Raw genomic sequence first — 25,432 nt, forward strand, 5'->3', positions numbered from 1 at the left:
TGTCCCCACCTGGAAGAACGTCACCTAACGCAGTTACCCCCGCGGCAACCCAGATTGAGTTAACGACAATTAACTGTTTGGGTTCGGAGACGATCTTCCCGCGTCCGATTGAACTGCCACACCGCTTCCACGAGCACCGCCCCCACCATGCCGGTCAGCACGGCGGCGACGCCCATCCCCGTCGGCACCGGGTGCAGATGCAGGATCGACGCGATCGGCCGGACCAGGAAAATGACGGCGTACGCCCCGGCCGCGGTGGCCAGCAGGGCGATCTTCCACGGCTCGTAGGGCCGCGCCACCACCGCCAGCACCCACAACGCGCTGATGATGAGGACGACGAGCGTCGCCGTCGACGCCGCCCCCTCGACCTCCGGCGCCGCGTCGGCACCCGGATAGGCCCACAGCCAGAACCCGAACGTCAGCATGCCGACGATGAGCCCCGAGGGCAGGGCCAGCCGAAACACCCGTGACGCGAACCCCGGCTTCGCCCGCTCGTGGTTCGGCGCCAACGACAGCACGAAGGCGGGGATGCCGATGGTGAACCAGCCCGTGATGGTCACGTGGATCGGTTCGAAGGGGTAGGCGTAGCCGATGATCCCCACCGCCAGCGCCAGGAACACGGAGTAGATGGTCTTGGTCAGGAAGAGATTGGCCACGCGCTCGATGTTGCCGATCACCCGGCGCCCCTCGGCGACCACGTGCGGCATGACGGCGAAGCGGTTGTCCAGCAGCACCAGCTGCGACACCGACCTCGTCGCGGGGGCGCCGGCGCCCATGGCCACGCCGATGTTGGCCTCCTTCAGCGCCAGGATGTCGTTGACTCCGTCGCCGGTCATGGCCACGACGTGCCCGTGCGATTGCAGCGCCCGCACCATCGCGCGTTTCTGGTCGGCGGTGACGCGGCCGAAGACGTGTCCCTCCTCCACCGCGTCGGCGAAGGCCTCCCGTTGCGCCCCTCCCCCGGCGGGGTCGGGCAGGTCGCGGGCGTCGACGGGCCGGTCGCCGCCGGGCAGATCCAACGCACGGGCCACCGCCCCGACGGACGCCGCGTTGTCGCCCGAAATGACCTTCACCGTCACGTTTTCGGCCTCGAAGTACTCGAGCGTTTCGCGGGCGTCGGGCCGCAGGGTCTGGTCGAGCACCACCAGGGCGACCGGTTCCAGCATTCCCGGGTGCTCGTCGACGTGCTCGTCGGGTCCTACCGTGACGTCCGACACGGTGGCCGCGACGTCCGGATTCGCCCGGGCCAACAGCAGAACCCGCAGCCCCTCGGCCATGAGCCCCGCCGCCCGCCCCAGCGCTGCAGACTCCTCGGCGGCGAGGATGTCCGGGGCGCCGAGCACCCACGTCCCCTCCCCCTCGAACGTCGCGCCGGCCCATTTCCGCGCCGACGTGAACGGAACCTTGTCGGCCACCTGCCACCCCGGATCGCCGACGCCGAGGCCCGCGAGATGCTCGTTGACGGCCAGGGTCGTCGCGTTCGGCCTCTCCTCCAACCCGCCCAGCGCCGCCAAAATCGGGCGGACGGCGGCTTCATCGACGTCGTCAAGCTGCACGACCTCGCGCACGTGCATCCTGTTCTCCGTCAGCGTGCCGGTCTTGTCCACGCACACGACGTTGACCCGCGCCAGCCCCTCGATCGCCGGCAACTCGTTGGTGAGCACCCGGCGGCGGCCCAGCCGGACGATGCCGATGGCGAACGCGATGGACGTCATGAGCACCAGGCCCTCGGGGACCATCGGCACCAACGACGCCACCATCGCCAACAGCGCCTCCCGCAACGGCTGCCCCGACCGGAACAACTGCGTCCAGATCACCAGCACACCCGTGGGGACGAGGATCCACGTGATCACCCGGAGAATCTTGTTGATGCCCCGCAGCAACTCCGAATCCGTCAGCGTGAACTTGCTCGCCTCCGCCGCCAACTGCGCGGCGTACGCGTTCGCGCCGACCTTCGTCGCCTGCTGCGTGCCGCCGCCGGACACGACGTGCGACCCGGAATACAACGGATCGCCGACGTTTTTGTGCACCGGATTCGACTCGCCCGTCAGCGGCGACTCGTCGACGTCCAGGCCGTCGACCGACCGGGCCACGCCGTCGACGACGATCTGATCGCCCGCGCCGAGCTCCACCAGATCGTCGACGACGATCTCCTCGCGGTCCAGCTCCCGGGTCCCGGCGCCATCGCGGATGACCATCGGCCGGGCGCGACCGACGATGGACAACTTGTCCAGCGTCCGCTTCGCCCGCAGCTCCTGGACCACCCCGACGATGGAGTTTGCGATGATGAGCAGGCCGAAGGCGCCGTTGACCCACGATCCCGTCCACAGCACGATCGCCAGCAGCACAGCCAGGATCGCGTTGATCCGCGTGAACACGTTCGCGCGGATGATGTCCGTGACCGTGCGCCCCGACGTCGGCGGCAGGTGGTTGACCAACCCCGCGCGGACGCGCTGGTCGACCTGCTCGCGCGTCAGACCGCCGGGGCCCGTGACGAACGCGGTGTCGATGCCCTCTCCGCCGTCCCCGCGCATCCTCCGGGACCGCTACTTTCCGCGGAAGACCGGGTCGCGCTTCTCCGCGCGCGCCCGGCCCGCCTCGGCGGCGTCCTCCGACGCCCACACCGCCTCATACAGCTCGCGCTGGTCCGGCTTCGGCGGCAGGTTCGTCTCGTCGTCGTTGAGCACCATCTTGTGGTAAGCGAGGCTCATCGGCGCGAACGACGCGATGCGCTCGGCGACCTCCCGGGTGACGGTGGAATCGCCCAGGTAGGACGCCAGGCCGCAGGACTTCGCCTCGGCCTGGTCGATCTGCTCGGCGGCCAGCAGGATGGTGCGGGCGCGGGCGCCGCCGACCAGCACGCGGGTGCGGCGGACCGTCCACGCGTCGACGGCGATGCCGAGCTTGACCGGCGGGATCATGAACCAGCCTCGTTCGCCCACCACGCGCAGGTCCGCGGCCATGGACAGCTGCATGCCGGCGCCGACCGCCGCGCCCTGCACGTCGGCGATGATGATGCGCGGGCATTCCTGCAACGCGTGGAGCATGCGGGCAAGCTGAACGTGGAAGTTGCCGTCGCTGTGCTGGCCGCCGAGATCGGCGCCGGCGCAGAACGCGCGGCCCTCGCCGCGAATGACGATGACCCGGCACTCCTCGCGCTCCGGCGCGGCCTCCACCGCGTCGGCGATGTCGGAGCACACGCCGACGTTGAGGGAATTGCGCTTGTGATCGCGGTCGATGGTGATGACGGTGATCGGGCCGTCGTGCTCGACGCGGATCTCGGAGTTCTCGGGGGCCACGCTGGACTCAGACATGTTTCCGAATCTACCGGGGTGCGGCCGTCACCGTTTACTCATCGCCGAAGAAACGGGGGTCGCCGCCGATGCGGGAGTCCGGGTCGGCCAGGCCCGCGATGGCGGCCATGTGCTCGTCGGACAGTTCGAAGTCGAGCACGCCGAGGTTTTCGGCCATGCGCCCCTCGTCGGCGGATTTCGGGATCGCCACCAGACCCCGCTGCAGGTGCCACCGCAGCGTCACCTGGGCGGGGGTGCGGCCGAGCTCGGCCGCGACGTCGGCGATGGGCCCGGACGCGAACTGCTTGGCCCGGCCGAGCGGGGCCCAGCTTTGCGTGACGACGCCCCGCCGACGGTCGTCGTCGACCTGCTCATCCTGGGGCAGGCCGGGGTGCAGTTCGATCTGGTTGACGGCCGGGGCTTCGGGCAGCTCGTCGAGCACGTCGGAGTAGAAATTGGCGACGCCGGCGGATCGCGTCAGCCCTTCGTCGCGAAGCACCATGATTTCGCCGTAGCTCTCCGCGAACAGCCCCTGCTTCGGGCAGGGCCAGTGGACGAGCAGCAGGTCGACGTAATCGAGACCGAGCCTGCGCAGCGAGTCACCGGCCGAACGGCGGGTGTCGGCGGCGCGGTGGGCGTCGTTCCACACCTTGGTGGTCACGAACAGGTCCCCGCGGGCGACGTCGCCGGCCGCGATGGCGTCGGCGATGCCCTGGCCGACGCCGACTTCGTTGCCGTACAGCGAGGCGGTGTCGATGTGCCGGTAGCCGATCGAGATGGCGTGCCGGACGCAGCGGCGGGCGGTGGCGTCGTCCATGCGCCACGTGCCCAGGCCGATCTGCGGGATGGAGTTGCCGTCGTTGAGGGACAACGACGGAATGGTTCCGGTGGAGGGGGTGCCGTTGATTTCTTCGTTGGCCATGTCCCCTTTTGTACTCGGGTTCGGGCGTGCGCGTCCCCGACGGCTACTCGGCGCCGGCGGCCTTCGGCTTCACGCGGTCGTGGAGCTCCGGGTACCAGAAGCGGTCGGGGTCGGCGAGCTCCCAGTCGTCGGCCCACGCGTGGAAGCGGGTGCCCGACAGCAGCTCCCCGGGCTCGAGCCAGTTGTACAGCTCGGCGTAGGTTTCGGCGTACTCGTCGGAGGTGCGGCGGAAGAGCATCGACGGCGACAGCTGGTCGAAGCTTTCCAGGCCCATCGACGCGAGCATGCCCACGGCCTCCTGGACGGTGGCGTCGTGGAAGTTGCGCACGCGGTTGGCCTTGTCTTCGACGTCGACGGCCTTCCAGCGTCGCGGGTCCTGGGTGGCCACGCCGACGGGGCATTCGTTGGTGTGGCACAGCTGGGACTGGATGCAGCCGGTGGCCATCATCATGCCGCGGGCCGAGGCCATGAAGTCGGCGCCCTGGCACATGCGCTTGATGATGTCGAAGCCGGTGACGATCTTGCCGGTCGCGCCGATCTTGACGCGGTCGCGCAGGCCGGCGCCGACGAGCGCGTTGTGCACGAGGACCAGGCCGTCGGTCAGCGGCATGCCGACGCGGTCGGAGTACTCCAGGGGCGCGGCGCCCGTGCCGCCCTCGGCGCCGTCGACGATGATGAAGTCCGGCGTGATGTCCTCGGCCACCATGGCCTTGCACACGGCGAGGAATTCGATGCGGGAACCGGCGCAGATCTTGAAGCCGACGGGCTTGCCGCCGTTGAGTTCGCGCATGGTGCCCATGAAGCGGACCAGTTCGCGCGGGGTGGAGTACACGCGGTGGAACGGCGGGCTGACGACGCCCTGGCCGACGCGCACGCCTCGGGTTTCGGCGATGATCTCGTCGACCTTGTCGCCGGGCAGCATGCCGCCGAGGCCGGGCTTCGCACCCTGGCTGACCTTGAGGTAGGTGGCCTTGACCTGGGGCAGCGCGGCGCGTTCGCGGAACTTCTCGGGGTCGAAGTCGCCGTCTTCGGTGCGGCAGCCGAAGTAGCCGGAGCCGATTTCCCAGAACAGGTCGGCGCCGTACTTCAGGTGGTACGGGGAGATGGAGCCCTCGCCGGTGTCGTGGATGAATCCGCCCATCGCCGCGCCCTTGTTCATGGCGAGCACCGCGTTGGGCGACAGCGCGCCGAAGCTCATGGCGGCGACGTTGAAGATGGACACGTCGTACGGCTGGGTGGTGTCCTTCCCGCCGAGCGTCACGCGCGGGTTGGCGTTGACGGTGCGCGACGGAGCCATGGAGTGGGGGATGTATTCGTAGCCGGGGGCGGTGATCTCCCGTTCGGTGCCGAACGACTTCTTCGCCCCGATTCCCTTCGCCCGCTGGTAGATGACGGAGCGGGTGTCGCGGTCGAACGGGGTGCCGTCGAAGTTGCGCTCGATGAAGTACTGCTGGGTCTCCGGTCGGATGGACTCGAGCAGGTACCGGGCGTGGCCGAGGATCGGGTAGATCCGCAGCAGGGTGTGCTTCTTCTGGATGAGCACGTCGTAGACCGCGACGAGGTCCAGGAACACGACCACCGCCAGCAGCACCGCCCACCAGGGGCTGACGAAGACCGTGAGTGCCAGCGCGATGACGTTGGCGACGAACAGGATGCCGAGAATCGTTGGCCGTGTGATCACGTTTTCCAGGGTACGTGCATTCCGCTGACCTGGAAATACGGGGTTGGCGTCGGAAAAATTTTGTTGGACCTATTGACAAAACGTTGGGTTTTCCCAACACTTGGTCACATGAGTCCGGTGAAACGTGGTCCACAGCGACCGATATTCAATCGATTGGCGGTTCTCCGCGCGGAACGCGGGCTCAGTCGCGCGCAGTTGGCGGAGGCCGTGGAGGTCAACCCCCAGACCATCGGGGCGCTCGAGCGCGGGGACCACTACCCCAGCCTCGATCTGGCGTTCCGGTTGTGCGAGGTGTTCGGCCTTCCGGTCGAGGCGGTGTTCTCCCGCGAGGAGTTCACCCCGATGTCCGCCGCCCTGTACGCGGCGCAGCCCCAGAACCGACCCCAATTCCCGACCCGGGACACCACCCCGGAGGAGCAGCGATGAACATTCGGAATTCCGACGTGCACGACCGCACTTTCCTCGATCGGTGGCAGGCCCGGCGCGAACGGGTCTTCCTCGAACGCCGCGAGATGATGTCCGGGTGGTTTCCCCGGCTGCGCAATCGCGCGAGCCGGCGCCGCCTGGTCGTCGCTTACCTCGCCATGGTGTTCGCGTTGCTCGTCGCGGGCATCCTGTTCGCGGCGACGTTGCTTGGCGACGGCTCGTCGGATTGGTGGGGGCTGCCGTGGATCGTTTTCACCGTGCTGCTCGTGGGCACGTGGACGACGTTGGTCATCGTGACCGACAACCTGGACGGTGCACCGGCGACGGTGCTCGACGAGTACGAGCGTAGTCGCGTGGAGGGGTTGCGCAGCCTGGCCTACCAGTGTTTTCTGTGGTTCGGCCTGGTGTTCAGCATCTCGCTTGCCTTTTTCGGCACGTGGCTGATGCGGGCCCGTCCCGAGTGGGCGGCCGACGTCCCCTACCTGCTGGGCCTGGGTTTCCTCATCCCGCTCCTGGTGATCCTCTCCCTGCCCACCGCGGTCATCGCGTGGACGATGCCGGATGAGTGATCGCGGCCCCCGAAACAGACGATCCGAAACAGGCACTCCGAAACAGACAACCCGAAAGAACCAGACCACCCGAAAGGAAGGCGACCATGACCGGCACACCGCTGATCATCGATGACCTCCGCAAGTCCTACGGGGATCTCCGGGTCCTCGACGGCATGAGCTTCACCGTCCACCCCGGAGAGATCTACGGGTTCGTCGGCGCCAACGGCGCCGGCAAGACCACGACCATGCGCATCGCCCTGGGCGTGCTGTCCACGGACGGCGGCGAGGTCCGCCTCGGCGACGCTCCCCTCGACGACACGTCCCGCCGCACCATCGGTTACATGCCGGAGGAGCGCGGCCTGTACCCGAAGGAGAAGGTGCTCGATCAGCTGATCTACTTCGCCCGGCTCCACGGACTGGACGGTCCGACCGCGAAGGACCGCGCCGAGTCTCTCCTGGAGACGCTCGATCTCTCCGAGCGCGCCGGCGACAAGGTCGACACCCTGTCCCTGGGCAATCAGCAGCGCGTGCAGCTTGCCGCGGCGCTGGTCCACGATCCGGAGGTGCTGGTCCTCGACGAGCCGTTCTCCGGCCTCGATCCGATCGCCGTCGGCGTGATGTCGCGGGTGCTGCGGGAGCGCGCCGACCGCGGCATCCCCGTGGTCTTCTCCTCCCACCAGCTGGATCTGGTGGAGCGGTTGTGCGATCGCGTCGGCATCATCCGCGACGGCCGCATGCTCGCCGAGGGCACCGTCGCCGAGCTGCGGGCGAAGGGCCCCTCCCTCATCGGAGTCGACGTCCCCTCCGCCCCGGCGAACTGGGCCGACGACGTTCCCGGCGTCGCGTCCACCACCGTCGCCGGCGGTGGCCGCACCGTCGTCACGCTTGCCGACGGCGCCCCCGACGACGTCGACCAGCAGCTCCTCGATCTCGCCCGTTCCCACGGCCCGGTGCATTCCTTCGGGCCCGTCAACATTCCCCTGACCGAGCTGTACCAGGAGGTCGTCCAGTCATGAGCACCCGAAACACCCCCCGTGACGGTTACCGCGCCTCGACGGCCATCGGTCTCGTCGCAAAGCGCGAGCTCCGCGAGAACCTGGTGAAGAAAGGGTCGGTGGTCACGCTCATCCTGGGCATCGTCCTCGCCGTCGGCGGCGTTCTGCTCGCCGCGTACCTGACCCGCGACGACGGAGAGGCCGCGGAACCGACGGTCATCGCCGTCGTCGGAGAGGCCCCGTTCGCCGACGCGCTGGCCGACGCCCCGGAGGGCACCACCCCGACTCCCGTCGAGACGCGGGCCGCGGCATCGGAGGACGAGGCCAGGGCCCTGCTCGACGACGACGCCGTCGACGCCGCCCTGCTGCCCGCCGGCGACGACGAGTGGACGCTTCTGCAGGACGGCGCCCCCGACATGCTGGCCTCGACCCTGAATTCCGCACTGGCCCAGCAGCTGCAGGCCGAGGCCATCGCCGAGCAGGGCGGCGACCCCGCCGCCGTGGCGCAGGCCGCCGCCCGAGGGTCGGTGACGCCGCAGACCGTGCAGGACGTGGACTTCGCCGCGCTGCTCGTCGTCGGCGCCGGCGTCATGGTGATGATCACCGGAATCATGATGTTCGGCGGCTCCGTGGCCAGCTCGGTCATCGAGGAGAAGTCCTCCCGCGTCGTCGAGATCATGCTGGCGACCATCCGCCCGCTGCACCTGCTGGCGGGCAAGATCATCGGCGCGGGCCTGGCCGGCGCGATCATGCTGGCCGCGATCGTCGCGGCGGCGTCGGTGACCATCGTGGCCACCGGTTTGGCCGACGACTTCGACATCCCGTGGGGTGCGGTGGCCACCCTGCTTCCGTTCTTCCTCCTCGGATACATCCTCTTCGCCGCCATGTACGCCGCGGCAGGTTCGCTGGTCAGCCGCATGGAGGATTTCAGCGCCGCGCAGATGCCGGTGATGATCCTGGCCTTCGTGGCCATCTACGTCCCGGCGTTCGGCTGGTCCCAGCTGGATTCGACGTTCATGCAGGTCGCGTCGTGGATCCCGCCGGCCTCCGTGACCACGGCGCCGCTGCAGTACGCGATGGGCAACTTCTCCGGCCTGCAGCTGCTCGGCACCGGCGCGATCCTCGCCGCCAGCTGCCTGCTCATGCTGTTCCTCGCGGCGAAGATCTACCCGCGCACCGTGCTGCACACCGGTTCCCGCGTCACCTGGATGCAGGCCCTGAAGGGCTGATTGGCCCGCTCCCCCTGCTCCCCCCGCTCCCTCGCTCCCGGAGACGGGAGATCACCCCCTCCCCGAGACACGGCAGGCCAACCCCGCCCTACCCCGGGGCGGGGGGCAGTCAGCCCCTCCGACCGTTCTCGGCGAATCGCCGGACCTGGTCGGCGGTGCCGTAGGACGCCTGCGCCCCCTCGCCGCCCGCCGCAAACGCCGCCACCGCGGCCGCGAGTCGGGCGGCGTCGTTGACGGATGCCCCGGACGCCAGCCCCGCCATGAGGGCGCCCATGTAGGAATCGCCGCAGCCGGTGGTGTCGACGACGTCGACGGGCACCGCGTCGATGCGGGTGGCCGTCACCGCGTCGGACTCCCCGGCTTCCCCGGATTCCACGACCACCGATCCCGCACCGCCGAGGGTGACCACGGCGGTGCGGATGCCGTGCTTGGCGGCCAGCGCGGTCGCGGCGTCGGACCAATCGCCGGATTCGGCGCCCTCGGCCGCCGCCGCATCACCGACCAGGGCGGCCAGCTCGTGCTCGTTGACGATGAGCACGTCGACCAGCTCCAGCAGCTCCTCCGGCACCTCTCGCACGGGCGACAGGTTGAACACCACGGTCACGCCCGCCTCGTGGGCGATGCGCGCAGCCTCGACCACCGCGTCATCCCCGACCTCCAGGCACAGGCCCAGCACCTCGGCGTCCCGAATGGCGTCGGCGTGCCCGGCGACGAGATCCGCGTCGACGGTGCCGTTCGCCCCCGGGGAGATGACGATGCAATTTTCCGCGTCATCGTCGACGAGGATCATCGCGGTGCCGGTGGCCTCCCCCGACTCCGACAGGTGCGCGACGTCCACCCCGGCATCGACGAGCGCATCGCGCAGCATCACGCCATTGGGGTCGTCGCCGACCGCCCCGATGAACGACGCACCCACGCCGAGGCGAGCCACCGTCGCCGCCTGGTTCGCCGACTTTCCTCCCGGCAACACCACCAACGGACCTCCGGCGATGGTCTCCCCCGGCTTGGGCAACGCGGCCACCCGAACCGTCAGGTCGGCATTGGCGGAGCCCACCACCGCCACGGCGCCCGGCGCGGACGACAGGCCGTCGACAAGCGCCGCCACCTCAGCCACGGGCCGCCACCGACCCGATCCGCGACATGAACTCCGACAGGAACCGCTCGACGTCCACGCCCACCGCGACCTTGACGTTCTTCTCCGGATCGTTGAGCCGGACCTCGTCGCCGATGGTGCGGCCGCGGGTCTCGCCGTCGACGTCGACCTTCATGTTGTGCTCGATGACCGTCACCAACGACGGATCGACCGCGACGCCCACCGCCAGCGGATCATGCAGGCCGCAACCGCCCAGGTGCGGCGCCGTCGTGTCGTAGGCCTTGATGTAATAGTCCGTCATGTCCGCCAGCACGCGACCCGCCTCGGTGCCCAGCTCACGCCACTGCTTCGTCTCCTCGTAGGTCAGCAGCGTCTGCAGCGTGACGTCGAGGCCGATCATGGTGACGTCGGCGCCGGAACGGAAAAGCTTGTCCGCCGCCTCCGGGTCCTGGTTGATGTTTGCCTCCGCCCACGGACGGACGTTGCCCGGCACGGTCAGGGCGCCGCCCATGATGACGATCCGCGCGTTGGCCGCGAACTCCGGGTCGCGGTCGATGGCGGCGGCCAGGTTCGTCATCGGGCCCGTGGCGACGATGACCAGATCATCGCCGTGCTCCCGGACCGAATCGACGAGGAAATCCACCGCGCCGCGCTCGTCGACCGAGCGCTGCGACGCCGGCAGATCGACCTCGCCGATGCCGTTGCGGCCGTGGATGAACGCCGAAATCTCCAGGACCTCGAAACCGTCCTTCGTCGACGCGTGCGGCTCGCCGTGGAAAACCGGCACATCCTGACGGCCGAACAGGTCCAGCAGCGACAGGTCGTTGGCCACGCCGTCCTTCATCAGGACGTTGCCGTACGTGCCGGTCACGCCGATGAGCTCCAGCTCCGGCGAACCGAGCGCGTACGCCAGCGCCAGCGCGTCGTCGATGCCAGTGTCGAGGTCCAGAATGGTCTTCATCGCCGGGTGATTCTCCGTTTCGGCGCCCGTCGCCTGCCGCTGCCCGATCGCCGGGCGCCTTCGACGCGCGATCGTGGCCGGTTTTCCCGGTTGCCCGGTACTCGCCCATTATCCAGGTTTCGTGCGGCGGGCGGGCGGAGAGGCGGCGCTCCGGGGCGGTCGAGATCACACCGGCAGAGATCACCCGAGGACATGGGGCCCGCCCGGCGCGGGAAGGATTTCTTTGCCATAACCTGGGGGCATGTCACGCACGAGCGCACGCGAACTCATCGATTCCGTCATTGACCGGGGCACGTACCGCAGCTGGGACACCCCGCCGGACTACGGCGACATCGACGCCGACTACGCCGCGACGCTGGAGCGGGCGCGCGAGAAGTCGGGGGTCGACGAGGCGGTGCTCACCGGCGAGGGCGAGGTCGGCGGCCGCCGCGTGGCGGTGATCTGCTCGGAGTTTTCTTTCCTTGCCGGTTCCATAGGCGCGGCGACGGCGCGCCGCATCATCCTCGGCATCGAGCGCGCCACCGCCGAGGGGCTGCCGCTGCTGCTGTCCCCCACGTCCGGCGGCACGCGCATGCAGGAGGGCACGCCGGCGTTCGCGATGATGGTGTCCATCACCACCGCCGTCGCCCGCCACAAGGACGCGCACCTGCCGTTCCTCGTGTACCTGCGCAACCCCACCACCGGCGGAGTCATGGCGTCGTGGGGTTCCTCGGGGCACTTCACCTTCGCCGAGCCGGGGGCGCTGCTCGGCTTCCTCGGCCCGCGCGTCGTCGAGCTGACCACCGGCACCGGCATCCCGGAGGGCGTGCAGACCGCCGAGAACCTGTTCGAGCGCGGCATCATCGACGGCGTCATTTCGCCGGAGGAGCTGCGCGGTTCGGTGCGCCGCACCATCGACGTTCTCATGCCCGACGTCGAGACCTCGGAACCCGCCCCGGCGCCGAACGCGGTGCCCGACGGCCGCAGCGCCTGGGAGTCGATTCTGCGCACCCGCATGGAGTCGCGCCCGGGCGGCGGCGACATCCTCGCCGCCCTCGAGGACCGCTCCGTCCCGCTGTCCGGCACCGGCGACGGCGAAAGCGACCGCGCGGTGCGCGCCGTGCTGGCCCGCATCGCCGGTCGCCCGGTCGTGCTCGTGGTCCAGGACCGCCACCAGCAGCCTCCGTTGGGCCCCGATCCGATGGGTCCGGGGTCGCTGCGCTTCGCCCAGCGGGCGATCCGCTTGGCCGAGAGCCTGCGGATCCCGCTGGTCACCGTCATCGACACCGCCGGCGCCGAGCTGACCAAGGACGCCGAGGAAAACGCGATGGCCGGAGAAATCGCCCGGACCCTCACCGCGCTGCTCGACGTTCGCGTGCCCACCGTGTCCATGATCCTCGGCCAGGGCTGCGGCGGCGGGGCGTTGGCCATGCTGCCCGCCGACCGTGCGCTGGCCATGCACGACGCGTGGTTGTCGCCGCTGCCGCCCGAGGGCGCGTCGGCGATCATCCACCGCGACACCGAGCACGCCCCCGAAATGATGGAGGCGCAGCGCGTCGGGGCCGAGGCGCTGCTGGCGGCCGGGGTCGTCGACGAAGTCATCGCCGAGCCGGAGAACCGGGAGGACCTGGTCGACCGCGTCCTCGGCGCCATCGCCCACGCGCTGTGGACGCTGGAGACCGCACCGGAGCGCGTCGGCCGCGAGCAGCGGTTCGCCCATTACCGGGAGTTCGCGCTCGGAAGCTGACCGGGCATGCGAAAGGGGCGCGGCCGGCGGGTGTTCCGCCGGCCGCGCCCCTTTGTCACCCACGTCGAGCACCTCTTGGCGCGCCGCACGTTGCACACATTGCCCGGTGCCCTCCGCGCGTCGCCTGGTGTGCTCGGTGCCGTGCGACTTACTTGACGTCGAGCAGGTCGATGACGAAGACGAGGGTCTTGCCCGACAGGAAGTGGCCGGCGCCGGCGGGGCCGTAGGCCTTCTCCGGCGGGCAGATGAGCTCGCGGCGGCCGCCGACCTTCATGCCGGGGATGCCCTCCTGCCAACCGGCGATGAGGCCGTTGAGCGGGAACTCGATGGACTGGCCGCGGTTCCACGACGAGTCGAACTCGTCGCCGGTCTCGTATTCGACGCCCACGTAGTGGACCTCGACGCGGGCGCCGGGGGTCGCCTCGGCACCGTCGCCGACGGTGATGTCGTTGATGACCAATTCGGTGGGGGCCGGGCCGGACTTGGCGCCGAGTTCGGGCTTCGTCATGGTGAGTCTCCTCGTATCGGCGACCGGGCGCGCACATCATGCCCGCCGTGGCCGCTTCGGTTCGGTTTCTTCGTGTGAAGTCTAATGCAACCCGCGACGCCGGGTGGGCGCTCGGACGGGAGTCGTCGTGCGGAAAACGACGGACACCCCGTCCCGCCGAGAGGCGGCACGGGGTGTCGGCGTTCGTCGAGCGAAGGCTCTTAGCGCTTGTCGCGGGGCACGAAGTCGCGCTCGTTCTCGCCGATGTAGATCTGGCGGGGACGGTTGATCTTCGAGGCCGGATCGGTGACCTGCTCGTTGAAGTGGGCGATCCAGCCCGGCAGGCGGCCGATGGCGAACAGCACGGTGAAGAAGTCCGTGGGGAAGCCCATGGCGCGGTAGATCAGGCCGGTGTAGAAGTCGACGTTCGGGTAGAGCTTGCGCTGGACGAAGTAGTCGTCGGCGAGCGCGATCTCCTCGAGCTTCATGGCCAGATCCAGCAGCTCGTCGCCGCCGAGGTGCTCCAGCACGTCGTGGGCGGTCTTCTTGGCGATGGCCGCGCGCGGGTCGTAGGACTTGTACACGCGGTGGCCGAAGCCCATGAGGCGGACGCCCGGCTCCTTGTTCTTGACGCGGTTCATGAAGTCGGTCGCGTCGCCGCCGTGGTTGTTCTTGATGTCCTCGAGCATCTCCAGGACGGCCTGGTTGGCGCCGCCGTGCAGCGGGCCGGACAGGGCGTTGATGCCCGCGGCGATGGAGACGAACATGTTGGCGCCGGAGGAGGCGACCATGCGCACGGTCGAGGTGGAGCAGTTCTGCTCGTGGTCGGCGTGCAGGATGAGCAGCTTGTCCAGGGCGTCGACCAGAACCGGGTCGACCTCGTACTTGGCGGACGGGAAGCCGAACATCATGCGCATGAAGTTCTCGCGCGCGTTCAGGGAGTTGTCCGGGTAGAGGTACGGCTGACCCTTCGAGGCGCGGTAGGCGTAGGCGGCGAGCATCGGGACCTTGGCCATGAGGCGGGAGGTCGCCAGGGCGCGCAGCTCCGGGTCGGACGGGTCGAGCTCGTCCTGGTAGTAGGACGAGAGGATGTTGACCGAGGAGGCCAGGGTGGCCATCGGGTGGGCGCCGCGCGGGAAGATGGAGAAGGCGCGCTTGAAGTCCTCGTCCAGCAGGGTGTGGTGGCGGATGTCGTGGTTGAACTTCTCCAGCTCCTCCGGGGTGGGGAGCTCGCCGTTAATCAACATGTAGGAGACCTCGTTGAACGTGGCCTGCTCGGCCAGCTGCTCAATCGGGTAACCGCGGTGGCGGAGAATGCCGTTGCCGCCGTCGATGTAGGTGATCGCGGACTTGGTCGAACCCGTGGCGGTGTAGCCGGGGTCGAAGGTGGTCAGACCGGTCTCGGCCAGGAGCTTGCCGATGGCGATACCGTCGTTGCCCTCGGTGGCGTTGACGATGTCCATCTCGAACTCGCCGCCGGGGTAGTGGAGCACGGCCTTGTTGTTCTCAGTAGCCACAACTTCCCTTTCGCTGAAAATGTGTCGTTCAGGCAATCCGGCGTTGTCTCGCCGGCCACGGCCCACACTATCCGCACATCCGGAAGATCACGCGGATGGTGCCCGGCGCGGATCGGACGAGGAACGTCTTCGCCCGCTTCACACCGGGGTCCGGCCGAGCCATACTCAACCGCCAGCAGTGGACTGCGGCACACTCTAGCAAAGAATGTGAGGGCGGCAACACCCTTACCCCCGCAGTTTTCCCTGCACGGCGGCGCGGCGGCCAGCTTAACGACTTCCCCGCAAAGTGGCAACACCACGTTTAAGCAGGTCACGACATATGCAAGCCCACCACGGCAACCGCCGCACCCGACCATTCAGATACTTTCGCGCACCACCCGCCAAACACCTCCCCCTCCGAAAGCAAATCCACCCCCAACCACGCCGGAGCAGCCGAAACGGCCATCTCGACATTCCGTTACATTGCACACGCTACACTTTGCAATCTTCACATTTTGTTAACTTTGCGAATAGCAATTCGCCACACCTGAAGGCCCCCTCCGGCCCCTCACCCGGACCGGGGGATTCGGGCACGATCCCCCGCCCGTGACCCGCCCGCACCCGGGGCGTTAGAGTCTAGGTGGTCCATAACCCACCGAAAGGTTGCGCCCAAATGAGCGATCAGTTCCCCTCCCTGCCCGCCGAGTTCCTCCCCGGCGACGGCCGCTTCGGCTGCGGCCCGTCCAAGGTCCGCCCGTCCCAGATCCAGACCGTCGTCGACGGCGCCACGAACATCATGGGCACGTCGCACCGCCAGCCGGCCGTGAAGAACGTCGTCGGCGAGGTCCGCGAGGGCCTGTCCGAGCTCTTCTCGCTGCCCGACGGCTACGAGATCATCCTGTCCCTGGGTGGCGCGACCGCCTTCTGGGACGCCGCCACCTTCGGGCTCATCGAGAAGAAGTCGGCGCACCTGTCCTTCGGCGAGTTCTCGTCGAAGTTCGCCAAGGCCGCCAAGCTGGCGCCGTGGCTCGACGCCCCGCAGGTCATCGAGGGCGAGCCGGGCACCGCGCCGAAGCCGGTCGCGGGCGAGGAGGGCGTCGACCTCATCGCCTGGGCGCACAACGAGACTTCGACCGGCGCGATGGTGCCCGTCGTCCGTCCGGAGGGCTCCGAGGGCCAGCTGGTCGCCATCGACGCGACCTCCGGCGCCGGCGGCCTGCCGGTCGACATCTCCCAGGCCGACGCCTACTACTTCTCCCCGCAGAAGTGCTTCGCGTCGGACGGTGGCCTGTGGCTGGCCGCGATGTCCCCGGCCGCCCTGGAGCGCATCGCCAAGATCAACGCCTCCGACCGCTTCATCCCGGAGTTCCTCAACCTGCAGACCGCGGTGGACAACTCCCTGAAGAACCAGACCTACAACACCCCGGCCGTGGGCACGCTGCTCATGCTGGCCGATCAGGTCAAGTGGATGAACGCCAACGGCGGCCTCGACGGCATGGTCGCCCGCACCACCGAGTCCTCGTCGCACCTGTACCGGTGGGCCGAGGGCCGCTCGGAGACCTCCCCGTACGTGGCGGACGAGGCCGCTCGCTCGCTGGTCGTCGGCACCATCGACTTCGCGGATGACGTCGACGCGGCGAAGGTCGCCAAGATCCTGCGCGCCAACGGCATCCTGGACACGGAGCCGTACCGCAAGCTGGGCCGCAACCAGCTGCGCATCGGCATGTTCCCGGCCATCGACCCGGAGGACATCAAGAAGCTGACCGGCGCGATCGACTGGATCCTCGACAACGGCCACGCTTCGGCCTAGCCGCAAGCCCCGCCCCGATTCGGGCGAACCCCCGCACACGCCGCTTCATCGTCATGGCGGCCGAGCGGGGGTTTCGTCGTTTAGCATGGGGGAAAGTACACGGCGGTCATTCCCAGGAGGTTGTCGAATGCGGGAATTGAAGCCCATCGCGGACGCCGGCGAGCCGGGGACCATCGTCCTCGTCGCCGCGGATTCCGGCGAGGGGGACGCGGAGCGGTACGTTCTGCCGGTCACCGATGAGCTGCGCGAGTTGGTCGCCGCCGTGTCCTCCCCCGCCGATGGTTCGCGTGACGACGCCGACGTCGATGCCGCAGCGGCCGAGTCCGACCGTGGCGCCGGGGATGGCGACGAGGCCGGGGAGACCGGGTACAAGCCGGAGACCGCCGCATCGTCCGAGCCTTCCGCGACCTCTGACGGATCCCCTGGACCGTCCGCACCGACGGAACCGGCGGAGCCGTCGGAGCCGAAGATGGTGCTGCGTCCCCGGGAGATCCAGGATCGCGTTCGCGCGGGTGCCTCGGTCGACGAGCTCGTCGAGTTGACGGGCATGCCGGCCCGCCGGATCGAGCCCTTCGCCCATCCGGTGCTCGCGGAGCGGGCGCGCATCGCGGAGTTGGGCAAGCAGTCGCGTCCGCGCCGTGCGGATGGCCCCGCCCAGCTGACGTTGTGGGAGATTCTGGCCACCGCCTTCGCCGCCCGGGGCCTCGACCTGGGCACGTCGGAGTGGGATGCGTGGCGCGACCCCGCCGGGCAGTGGATCATCGGCGTGACCTGGTCGGCCGGCCATTCGACGACCACCGCGGAGTGGGCGTTCCACGCCGAGGGTGCGTCGGCGTCGACCGTCGCCCGCAACACCATCGCCGCGGAGCTCGTCGACCCCGACTTCGCCCGTCCCCGCCGCAACCTGTCGTCTGTGGAGGACGCGGCCCCCGGTCTGCGTCCCGCGCCGCCGGTGGACGAAGCGCCGCTTCCCGGCGGCCGCGGATCGTCGGAAAGCGCCGGGCCCGAGTCGGGTGCCGCGGCTGATGGACGGGACGACCACGACGACCACGATGACGACGAGTTCCTGCGCCATCCGGAAGACGGCCCCGCGCCGAAGCGCCGGCGCAAGACCGTCATGCCCTCCTGGGAGGACGTGCTGCTCGGGGTGCGACCCACGGACCGCAAGTGACGGGCGGGGCGATGAACTCGACCCAGGGGCGGCGCGCGGGCGTCGCCACGATCTGGTTCGTCACGGCCGCCGAGCCGTTGGCCGTCCTGACCGCCGAACCCGACCATGACCGGGGGTTCGGCCGCAAGTACCTGGCGCTGCTCGATCCGCGGCTGACGGTGACGCCCATCGGCGATTTCCCGTTGAACAGGTCGGCGCCCGCCGGTGCCGGCGAGTTCTACATCGGCGGATTCGACGGATTGGCCGTGGTGCAGACCGTCCTCGACGACGTCTCGCGGCTGTCCGACCTGCCCGGGCGCTACCTGCGGGGAATCGCCGCCACCGACGTGTACGCCTTTGCCTCCGACCCGGACACCGGCTTCGGGGCCTTCGCCCACTGGCGGGCCGGTGAACTCAAGCGCGCGTTCTCCGCGACGCGGTTCACCATCATCGAGGACATCGGGGTTCCCGACGTCTTCGAAGGCGACTTCTGGGCCGGCCGCCGCAAGCCCGAAGCCTCCGACGAGCAGCCCGCCGGCGGCCCGCGCCGGGGCGTGGCCATGCCCTTCGTCCCCGCCGAATTGGCCGACGCGGCGGCCGAGGCGTGGCTGGGCTTCGACCCCGCCGACCCCGGCCCCGACATCCCCGTCAGCGCCTTCGCCATCGACGGCCGCCGCGCCTCGGCGCAGGAACCCGTCACCGCCCGGCGCGCCCGGGCGACGCGCGACATCCCCCACCCCGCCGCAGGGGAAATCGACTACGACGACTACGAGGACCACTCGCCCCGGGCCTCCGAGGACCCCGCCGAGGGCCTCCGCAAATTCGGCCGTGCCGCCGCCGACGGCGCCCGTTCACTCGGCGAGGGCATCCGCGGGCTGGGCAAGAAGGCCTGGGCGACGATTCAGAAGCGCAACCGTTCGTAGAAGCCGATCGCGGCCGCGGTGGCCACGTTGAGGCTGTCGGTGCCGTCGGCCATCGGGATGCGGGCGCGGACGTCCGCCGCGCGCATCGCGTGCTCCGTCAGCCCCGGGCCCTCCGCGCCGACGAGGATCGCCACCTTCTCGTGCGCCATCGCCTCCCACAGGTCGACCGCCCCCTCCCCCGGAGTCATCGCGACGATTCGGAAACCACGCTCTCGCAAACCCTCCAACGACCGCTGCCACGTGGTCGTCGTGCCCGGCAGATGCGCGAACGGCAGGCGCAGAACATGGCCCATCGACACCCGCACCGCGCGCCGGTACAGCGGATCCGCGCAGGCCGCCCCGAAGAGCACGCCGTCGACGCCCATGCCCGCGGCATTGCGGAACATGGCGCCGATGTTCTCGTGATCGCCCACGCCCTCGAGGATGAGCAACGTGCGCGCCCCGTCGACGACCTCCGCCACCGACGGCTCCGGGGCCCGGTCGGCCACCCCGAGCAACCCCCGGTGCATGTCGAAACCCACCGCCCCGGCGAGCACCGGACGGTCCACCTCGAACCACGGCACCGACAGCGCCGCCTCCCGTGCCGCCGGGTCGCCGGACGACAGGTCGTCGTCAAGCGCATCCAAACGGCGCGGCGTGCCCACGATGCAGCGCAACGGAAACCTCGACCCCGCCAAACGGGGGACGATCAACGCCCCCTCCGCGATGACCAGCCCCTTGCCGCCCGGCAAATCGGGGCGGGAATCCGAACGGTTCAGATCGCGGACGTCGTCGAGACGGGGATCCGCCGGATCATCGACCCGGATGCGACGCGGCGACACCCCTACACGCCCAGCATCGCCGACACCGGCTCGATGCCGAAGTACACCAGGAACAGCGCGGCGACGACGTAGAGCAGCGGATGGACCTCGCGGGCGCGGCCCGAGAACAACGCCAGCAGAACGTAGGTGATGAAGCCGACGCCGATGCCGTTGGCGATGGAGTACGTGAACGGCATGATCACGATGGTCATGAACGCCGGCAACGCGATGTCGAAACGGGTGAAGTCGATCTCGGTGATCTGCGCCATCATCATCGCGCCGACGATGACCAGCACCGGGGCCGCAGCCTCGACCGGGACGATCTCGTACAACGGCGTGAAGAACATCGCCAGCAGGAACAGCAGGCCCGTGACCACGTTGGCCAGGCCCGTGCGGGCGCCGTCGCCGATGCCCGCGGCGGAGTCGACGTAGACGGTGTTCGACGACGACGAGGTCGCGCCGCCCACCACCGCACCGAGGCCCTCGACGACCAGGGCGCGCTTCATGTCCGGCAAAACGCCGTCCTCGCCGGCCAGGCCCGCCTGCTTGCCCAGGCCCGTCATCGTGCCCATCGCGTCGAAGAAATTCGCCAACACCAGGGTGAACACCAGCATCGTCGCGCCGATGACGCCGACGCGCACGAACGCGCCGAACATGTCGAACTGGCCCAGCAGCGACATGTCCGGCAGCCCGCCGATGCCGTCCGGGGCGCCCGGCACGGCCAGGCTCCAGCCGTTCGGGTTCGGCTCGCCGTCGACGAACGACGGACCCGACTTGGTCAGCGCCTCGACGATGAGCGCGATGATCGTGTTGATCACGATGCCGATGAACAGGCCGCCCGGCACCTTCCGCACCACCAGGACGCCGCAGATGATGATGCCCAGCACGAACACCGCCGTCGGCCACGACGTGATGTGGCCGCCGATGCCCAGCTGCACCGGCACGGTCGTGCCCGCGGCGTCGGGGATGCGGCGGACCAGGCCACCGTCGACGAAGCCGATGATGGAGATGAACAGGCCGATGCCGACGGCCATCGCCGCCTTCAGCGACGGCGGGATCGCCTCGAACACCGCCGAGCGGAACCCGGACACCGCCAGCGCCACGATGATGATGCCGTCGATGACCACCAGGCCCATCGCCTCGGGCCAGGTCAGGCCCTCATTGGCGACGAAGGTGACCGCCACCAGGGTATTGATGCCCAGACCCGCGGCGATGCCGAACGGGTACTTGGCGAACGCGCCGAACAGGATGGTCATCACGCCCGCCGCGAACGCGGTCATGGCGGCGACCTGCGGCACCGACAGGACGGTGCCCTCGACATCCTCGATGCCGCCGAGGATCAGCGGGTTGAGGAGGATGATGTACGCCATCGCGAAGAACGTGACGACGCCGCCACGGACCTCGGTGACGATGGTCGAGCCGCGCTCGGTGATGCTGAAGTAGCGATCGAGTGCGGATGCGGGCTCCACCTTGGATTCGGCCATGCGCTTGCGCTCCAGTCTGAAAAAGTCTGAAAGCCGGCCGACGCGGTTGGGCGCGGCGACCGGGGATCGTTAATGCGCTTCTCAGAATCGCACCCCCGGCCCCCGCCGGGCAACACGGGCGGCGGGTCAGTCGTCGCCGCGCCGGTTGCCGCGAAGATCCGCCCGTTCCACGATCTCCTGGTCGTCGTAGGCGCGGCCCTCGGGGGCGCCCGCGCCGGTGACCTCGGGGGTGGCCGAGTGCGCGCCGCAGCCGTGGTCGACGTTGACCACGTCGGCGTCGAAGGTCCATTCGTTGGCGCACGCCCCGAAATCGGCGCCGAGGGGTCCCTCCAGGGGGATGAAGAAGGCGCAGGTGCCGCAGTGGCGCAGCGCCTCGTCGGCGAATTCGCCGTGCGGGCCGGTGTCGCCGTCGAGCCAGCGTTTGGCGGTCTGCCGCAGGCCCTCCTCCGACAGTTCGCGGTCTTCGGGGTCGGCCGTCGTCAGGCGGGGGTCGTCGGCTGCGGCGGGCAGCAGGTCCCGCGGGCCGAGGTCGCCGGGGCGCAGCCGGTCCTCGTACGGCACCCACTCGGGGGCGCACAGGGCGCTGTCGCCGGGGACGAGGGCGACTTCGCTGACGGTGATGTGGTCGGTGCCCGGCGCGCACGCGAGCACCACGTGCCATTCCCATCCGCGGTAGCCGGGCAGGTCGGCGGCGAAGCGGTGCACCACCACCCCCGGGTGGGTGACGGTGACCCCGACGTGGTCGCCCGCGGGTCCTTCGTCCATGTCGTCGATTGCGGCGCGGGCGATGTCGACGGCCCGCTCGCCGAACAGGGGTCCGCGGGAGCGGCGGCGATTGCGGGAACGGCGGCGTCGATTGTCTGTCACGGTGGCCATTCTAGGATGAGGTGCATGAAGCTCAGCGCGAAGGCCGTTTCGGCCGGGATCTTGTCGACCGTCCTGCTCGTGGCGGGCTGTTCCTCCGATTCGCTTGACGACGACGCGCCGGCGACGTCTGCGGCCGGGTCGTCGGGTGCGGCGGAATCGGCGGCCGGCGGGGGCTACGGCGCGAACGGGGCGGATGCCATCGCCGCGATTCCCCGTTTGAACATCGAGGTCGTCGCCGAGCATCCCTTCGACGACGGGGCCTTCACGCAGGGGCTGGAGATCGACGACGACGGGTCGTTGCTGATCGGCACCGGGCAGTACGGAGAGTCGGCGATCTGGCGGGTGCGCGACTGGCGCGCCGGGTCCCCGGCGGAGGATCGCCGCGACCTGCCCCGGGAGTTCTTCGGCGAGGGCATCACCCGCTCCGGCGACCGCGTGTGGCAGTTGACGTGGAAGAAGGGCGTCGCCTTCGCCCGCGATGCGGTGACGTTGGAGGAAACCGGCCGCGTCGAGTACTCCGGCGAGGGATGGGGCCTGTGCGATCAGGGCGATCGGCTGGTGATGTCCGACGGTTCGCACACCCTGACCTTCCGCGACCCGGAGACCTTCGAGGAGACCGGGAGCGTCGACGTCGTCGTCGGCGACGTCCTCGTCGACCAGCTCAACGAGCTCGAATGCGTCGACGGCCCGGATGGCCCGGAGGTGTGGGCGAACCGGTGGATGACCAACGACATCGTCCGCATCGACCCGGACACCGGCGAGGTCACCGGTTTCGCCGACGCCACCACGCTCGTCGAGTCGCTGTCGCCGGAGGCCCGCGACCGCGCGGACGTGTTCAACGGCATCGCGAATGTCCCGGGCACCGACCATTTCCTGGTGACCGGAAAGTACTGGCCCACCTTGTTCGAGGTCCGGTTCACGCCGGCCGAATGATCGCCGTTAGACTGACCTGCGGTTCGGGCGTCCGACGACGCCCGGCGACGACGAGCGGAGGAGCGTGCCCGTGGCGACCCTGGCGAACAAGAAGACGTGGCGGATCATCGGCGTGATCGTCGCCGTCGCGCTGATCATCACGGGCCTGGTCCTGGTCCTCGACCGCGCCAACGACGGCACCGTGGAGGATCCGGCGGCGCTGACCATGACGGTGCGCCTCGGCGACGAGGAGATCGAGGTTCTCCCCTACCGCATCTGCAACATGTTCGAAGAGGGCGAGGGCGCCTGCACCACCGACGACGACGCCACCGCGCACGTGTCCATCGAACCGGAGGAGGTCGCGGAGATCGAGGTCGCCGACGAGGTGGCCTCCGTGACGTGGGCGGTGCAGCGCTTCTACGTCGACGAGGCCGTGAACTCGGCGGACCGGAAGGAGCCGGGCGAGGCGAAGACGGAATCCGTCGCGGGTTCGGCCTCGGTCAACGGCGAGCGCGTCCCGCTGGGCGTCATCGAGGTCTCCACGACCGTCATCGGCCACGACGACGCCGGCGAAGAGGTGCCGTACGGCATCACCTGGTCCGTGGCCAACGACGCCGACGGCGAGTAACCGCCCCGCGCGCCTCTCTTACCCCGTCACCGCGGCTGCATCGGCCCCGCAGCCGGGCCTGTCCTCCGGCCGCACCCGCGCCGGGGATCAGTGATCGAGTTCGCGTGCGACGGCGCGCAGCACCTCGGCCATCTGGTGGCCGTCCTTGCGGTCCGGGTATCGGCCGGCGCGCAGGTCACGCTGAACGGTGGATTCCAGCATCGAGATCATGTCGGAGATCATGCCGTTGAGGTCCGCCGGCGAGTGCCGCTTGGCCTGGCGGCGTCCCCCGCTTCCCCGGCCGACGCGGGGAGCCTCCTCCAGGACCGTGATGTGCAGCGCCTGGGGCCCCGGGCGTCCGTCGGCGTAGTCGTATTCGATGCGCTGGCCCTTGAACAGCTCGTCGACTCCCTCGGGCAGCACGGCACGACCGACGTAGACGTCCTCCCCGCCGGGGTTGGACACGAAGCCGAAGCCGCGATCCTTGTCGTACCACTTGACCTTGCCGATGGGCACCGGGGCCACCTTTCTCTCGTCGCCGTTCGTCTCGTTGCCGTTTCTCTCGTTGCCGTCGGCGAAAAACGGCGGTCATCGTTCGTCGGCGTTCGTCGGCGGGCAGGAGCGCCCGTCCGCGATGAAACAACCGATTATAGCCGACGCCACTCAAACGCCCGAAGATCACGGCACCATAACGTGACCTTGGTCACATTTTTAGACATTCACACCCGCCCCACGCCCACCATTACGCCACCTGAACAGCGGCAACGTCGTAAAGCAGCCGTTCTTCGGCAAAACCTCCGACGACACCCGCCGCCCCGACTAACGTGACTATTCCGTTACCAACGGCTACCGTACGCACACGACGCACCACGGCCCCTCCGCCGCCCCTCGCCCAACCCCGTCCGGGACGGCACCACGGAGACCCGCGGCAAGCGAAAACTTCATGGACGACATCCTGATCGAGACGGGGTCGGGGAAACCACCGGCACCAACCGGACGGGACGAACATCCACCGCGATGTTCCGACTCCCTGGGGTGAAGCCGGACGAACCACGTCCGCCGGGCATCCCTTCCGCCCGAACCCGACAGCTAACCCCGACGGCGAATCACCGAAATCAACGAGAGGGAAACCACCGACATGGCCCGTCACGCCATCAAGAACCGCAACTTCGTCTCCACCTCCGCCAAGGTCGCCCTGACCGGTGCCATCCTCGGCGCTGGCGCCGCGATGGCCGCCCCGACCGCCACCGCCGCCCCGGACTCCGACTGGGATCGCCTGGCGCAGTGCGAGTCCGGCGGCAACTGGCACATCAACACCGGCAACGGCTACTACGGTGGCCTGCAGTTCGCGGCGGGCACCTGGAACGGCTTCGGCGGCGGCGAGTTCGCCCCGACCGCCGACAAGGCTTCCCGCATCGAGCAGATCTACGTCGCCGAGAAGGTCCTCGCCGCGCAGGGCTGGGGCGCCTGGCCGGCCTGCTCCGCCAAGCTGGGCCTGTCCTCCGGCCCGACCGACCGCCCGCACCCGAGCTCCGGCGCCCGCGCCAACTACGCCGGCAACCAGGGCGCCCAGGACCGCCAGGCCGCGCCCGAGTCCCCGTCGCTCGACGCCGACACCATCCGGTCCATCATCGGCGACCTGCAGGGCGCCCGCTCCATCGCGGACCTGAACTCCATCCTGGACAAGGCCCGCGGCATCGCGTCCTCCCAGGGCGTCGCCCTGCCGACCGAGATCACCGACGCGTACAACGACATCCTCGGCGGCCTGCCCCGCAACATCCCCGCCCTGGTCTAAGGTCCCGGGCCGAGCCAGGCGACGACCGTCGCCACCGCGGCACCGCCGCACGAAAAACCGCCTCCCGGCTCAGCCGGAGGCGGTTTTTTCATGGGCGCTGCCGGAGGCGGTTTCCTCATGGGCGGTTGGTCGACCCTGCATGTCGACACCGTCCGTCGTCTCCCCCTTGCCCCGGCGCCCGCGGGCACGACGAATGCCCGATGGTCCCGGTTCATCCCGTGGAC

Annotated in this window: 23 protein-coding genes and 1 riboswitch; of the genes, 11 read left to right on the plus strand and 12 right to left on the minus strand. The window is 69.4% G+C overall.

Annotated features, from left to right (window positions below):
• Positions 1 to 59 precede the first annotated feature (59 nt).
• From CFREN_RS10665 to CFREN_RS10680, 4 genes are read right to left on the minus strand one after another with little or no spacing between them, the layout of a single operon-like run.
• Entirely contained in the window at positions 60 to 2,534 is a 2,475-nt protein-coding gene (locus tag CFREN_RS10665) for an HAD-IC family P-type ATPase (protein WP_209652029.1), read from the minus strand.
• Positions 2,535 to 2,546: 12 nt separating this feature from the next.
• Positions 2,547 to 3,314 (minus strand): enoyl-CoA hydratase, encoded by a 768-nt coding sequence (locus CFREN_RS10670; protein WP_209652027.1) that lies wholly within the window; start codon positions 3,312 to 3,314, stop codon positions 2,547 to 2,549.
• Between the two features lie 34 nt (positions 3,315 to 3,348).
• Positions 3,349 to 4,215 carry an aldo/keto reductase gene (locus CFREN_RS10675; protein ID WP_209652025.1) on the minus strand — a complete coding sequence of 289 codons (867 nt, stop codon included), beginning with the start codon at positions 4,213 to 4,215 and terminating at the stop codon, positions 3,349 to 3,351.
• A 43-nt stretch (positions 4,216 to 4,258) separates the two neighbouring features.
• Entirely contained in the window at positions 4,259 to 5,896 is a 1,638-nt protein-coding gene (locus tag CFREN_RS10680; RefSeq protein WP_209652023.1) for an FMN-binding glutamate synthase family protein, read from the minus strand.
• A 108-nt stretch (positions 5,897 to 6,004) separates the two neighbouring features.
• Here CFREN_RS10680 and CFREN_RS10685 point away from each other — a divergent pair, with 108 nt between their 5' ends.
• The 4 genes from CFREN_RS10685 (at position 6,005) to CFREN_RS10700 (ending at position 9,097) form a co-directional block, all read left to right on the plus strand.
• Complete coding sequence (locus CFREN_RS10685; protein ID WP_070522649.1) at positions 6,005 to 6,322, plus strand: helix-turn-helix transcriptional regulator; 318 nt, start codon at positions 6,005 to 6,007, stop codon at positions 6,320 to 6,322.
• On the plus strand, positions 6,319 to 6,891 hold the full coding sequence (locus CFREN_RS10690) for a hypothetical protein (protein WP_070522647.1): 573 nt from the start codon (positions 6,319 to 6,321) through the stop codon (positions 6,889 to 6,891). The genes CFREN_RS10685 and CFREN_RS10690 overlap by 4 nt, the downstream gene beginning before the upstream one ends.
• An 86-nt stretch (positions 6,892 to 6,977) precedes the next feature.
• Entirely contained in the window at positions 6,978 to 7,889 is a 912-nt protein-coding gene (locus CFREN_RS10695; RefSeq protein WP_209652021.1) for an ABC transporter ATP-binding protein, read from the plus strand.
• Positions 7,886 to 9,097, plus strand: a complete 1,212-nt coding sequence (locus CFREN_RS10700; protein WP_070522641.1) for an ABC transporter permease — start codon at positions 7,886 to 7,888, stop codon at positions 9,095 to 9,097. The genes CFREN_RS10695 and CFREN_RS10700 overlap by 4 nt, the downstream gene beginning before the upstream one ends.
• Positions 9,098 to 9,206: 109 nt before the next feature.
• On the opposite strand, the gene CFREN_RS10705 is transcribed toward CFREN_RS10700, so the two are convergent.
• A complete protein-coding gene (locus CFREN_RS10705; protein WP_224370417.1) occupies positions 9,207 to 10,211 on the minus strand; it encodes a ribokinase in 1,005 nt (334 codons plus the stop codon).
• Positions 10,204 to 11,151 carry a nucleoside hydrolase gene (locus CFREN_RS10710; protein ID WP_070522633.1) on the minus strand — a complete coding sequence of 316 codons (948 nt, stop codon included), beginning with the start codon at positions 11,149 to 11,151 and terminating at the stop codon, positions 10,204 to 10,206. The genes CFREN_RS10705 and CFREN_RS10710 overlap by 8 nt, the downstream gene beginning before the upstream one ends.
• Positions 11,152 to 11,392: 241 nt before the next feature.
• On the opposite strand from CFREN_RS10710, the gene CFREN_RS10715 reads away from it, so the two are divergent.
• On the plus strand, positions 11,393 to 12,877 hold the full coding sequence (locus CFREN_RS10715) for a carboxyl transferase domain-containing protein (protein WP_070522630.1): 1,485 nt from the start codon (positions 11,393 to 11,395) through the stop codon (positions 12,875 to 12,877).
• Between the two features lie 148 nt (positions 12,878 to 13,025).
• Here the strand turns inward: CFREN_RS10715 and CFREN_RS10720 are convergent, their stop codons facing one another.
• Both CFREN_RS10720 and CFREN_RS10725 read right to left on the minus strand, forming a co-directional pair.
• Positions 13,026 to 13,385, minus strand: coding sequence for an FKBP-type peptidyl-prolyl cis-trans isomerase (locus tag CFREN_RS10720; RefSeq protein ID WP_035120389.1), 360 nt, complete (start codon positions 13,383 to 13,385; stop codon positions 13,026 to 13,028).
• Between the two features lie 200 nt (positions 13,386 to 13,585).
• Positions 13,586 to 14,881: a citrate synthase gene (locus CFREN_RS10725; protein ID WP_083291577.1), complete on the minus strand. Its 1,296-nt coding sequence runs from the start codon at positions 14,879 to 14,881 to the stop codon at positions 13,586 to 13,588.
• A 652-nt stretch (positions 14,882 to 15,533) separates the two neighbouring features.
• On the opposite strand from CFREN_RS10725, the gene serC reads away from it, so the two are divergent.
• The 3 genes from serC to CFREN_RS10740 all read left to right on the plus strand — a co-directional run bounded on the left by serC (position 15,534) and on the right by CFREN_RS10740 (position 18,743).
• The gene (serC, locus tag CFREN_RS10730; protein WP_209652019.1) at positions 15,534 to 16,670 is read left to right on the plus strand and encodes a phosphoserine transaminase; all 1,137 of its coding nucleotides are present in this window, start codon (positions 15,534 to 15,536) and stop codon (positions 16,668 to 16,670) included.
• A gap of 127 nt (positions 16,671 to 16,797) precedes the next feature.
• Positions 16,798 to 17,841: a septation protein SepH gene (gene sepH, locus CFREN_RS10735; RefSeq protein ID WP_209652017.1), complete on the plus strand. Its 1,044-nt coding sequence runs from the start codon at positions 16,798 to 16,800 to the stop codon at positions 17,839 to 17,841.
• Positions 17,842 to 17,852: 11 nt separating this feature from the next.
• Positions 17,853 to 18,743, plus strand: a complete 891-nt coding sequence (locus tag CFREN_RS10740; RefSeq protein ID WP_209652015.1) for a DUF6928 family protein — start codon at positions 17,853 to 17,855, stop codon at positions 18,741 to 18,743.
• Here the strand turns inward: CFREN_RS10740 and CFREN_RS10745 are convergent.
• The 3 genes from CFREN_RS10745 to CFREN_RS10755 all read right to left on the minus strand — a co-directional run bounded on the left by CFREN_RS10745 (position 18,722) and on the right by CFREN_RS10755 (position 21,903).
• Positions 18,722 to 19,564: a TrmH family RNA methyltransferase gene (locus CFREN_RS10745; protein ID WP_209652013.1), complete on the minus strand. Its 843-nt coding sequence runs from the start codon at positions 19,562 to 19,564 to the stop codon at positions 18,722 to 18,724. The two genes, CFREN_RS10740 and CFREN_RS10745, sit on opposite strands and share 22 nt — an antisense overlap.
• Positions 19,565 to 19,566: 2 nt before the next feature.
• Complete coding sequence (locus CFREN_RS10750) at positions 19,567 to 21,027, minus strand: NCS2 family permease (RefSeq protein ID WP_209652011.1); 1,461 nt, start codon at positions 21,025 to 21,027, stop codon at positions 19,567 to 19,569.
• Between the two features lie 126 nt (positions 21,028 to 21,153).
• Positions 21,154 to 21,903: a DUF3027 domain-containing protein gene (locus tag CFREN_RS10755; protein ID WP_070522619.1), complete on the minus strand. Its 750-nt coding sequence runs from the start codon at positions 21,901 to 21,903 to the stop codon at positions 21,154 to 21,156.
• A 15-nt stretch (positions 21,904 to 21,918) separates the two neighbouring features.
• Here CFREN_RS10755 and CFREN_RS10760 point away from each other — a divergent pair, with 15 nt between their 5' ends.
• The gene (locus tag CFREN_RS10760; RefSeq protein ID WP_244979479.1) at positions 21,919 to 22,827 is read left to right on the plus strand and encodes a glutaminyl-peptide cyclotransferase; all 909 of its coding nucleotides are present in this window, start codon (positions 21,919 to 21,921) and stop codon (positions 22,825 to 22,827) included.
• 70 nt (positions 22,828 to 22,897) lie between these two features.
• The gene (locus CFREN_RS10765) at positions 22,898 to 23,434 is read left to right on the plus strand and encodes a DUF2771 family protein (protein ID WP_209652007.1); all 537 of its coding nucleotides are present in this window, start codon (positions 22,898 to 22,900) and stop codon (positions 23,432 to 23,434) included.
• Between the two features lie 87 nt (positions 23,435 to 23,521).
• On the opposite strand, the gene CFREN_RS10770 is transcribed toward CFREN_RS10765, so the two are convergent.
• Positions 23,522 to 23,929 carry a cold-shock protein gene (locus tag CFREN_RS10770; protein WP_209652006.1) on the minus strand — a complete coding sequence of 136 codons (408 nt, stop codon included), beginning with the start codon at positions 23,927 to 23,929 and terminating at the stop codon, positions 23,522 to 23,524.
• A gap of 419 nt (positions 23,930 to 24,348) precedes the next feature.
• A riboswitch (cyclic di-AMP (ydaO/yuaA leader) is annotated at positions 24,349 to 24,532 on the plus strand.
• A gap of 19 nt (positions 24,533 to 24,551) precedes the next feature.
• Between CFREN_RS10770 and CFREN_RS10775 the strand changes: the two genes are divergently transcribed.
• Positions 24,552 to 25,208 carry a transglycosylase family protein gene (locus CFREN_RS10775; RefSeq protein WP_070522610.1) on the plus strand — a complete coding sequence of 219 codons (657 nt, stop codon included), beginning with the start codon at positions 24,552 to 24,554 and terminating at the stop codon, positions 25,206 to 25,208.
• Positions 25,209 to 25,432 lie beyond the last annotated feature (224 nt).

Source organism: Corynebacterium freneyi (assembly GCF_030408835.1).
Lineage (GTDB): Bacteria > Actinomycetota > Actinomycetes > Mycobacteriales > Mycobacteriaceae > Corynebacterium > Corynebacterium freneyi.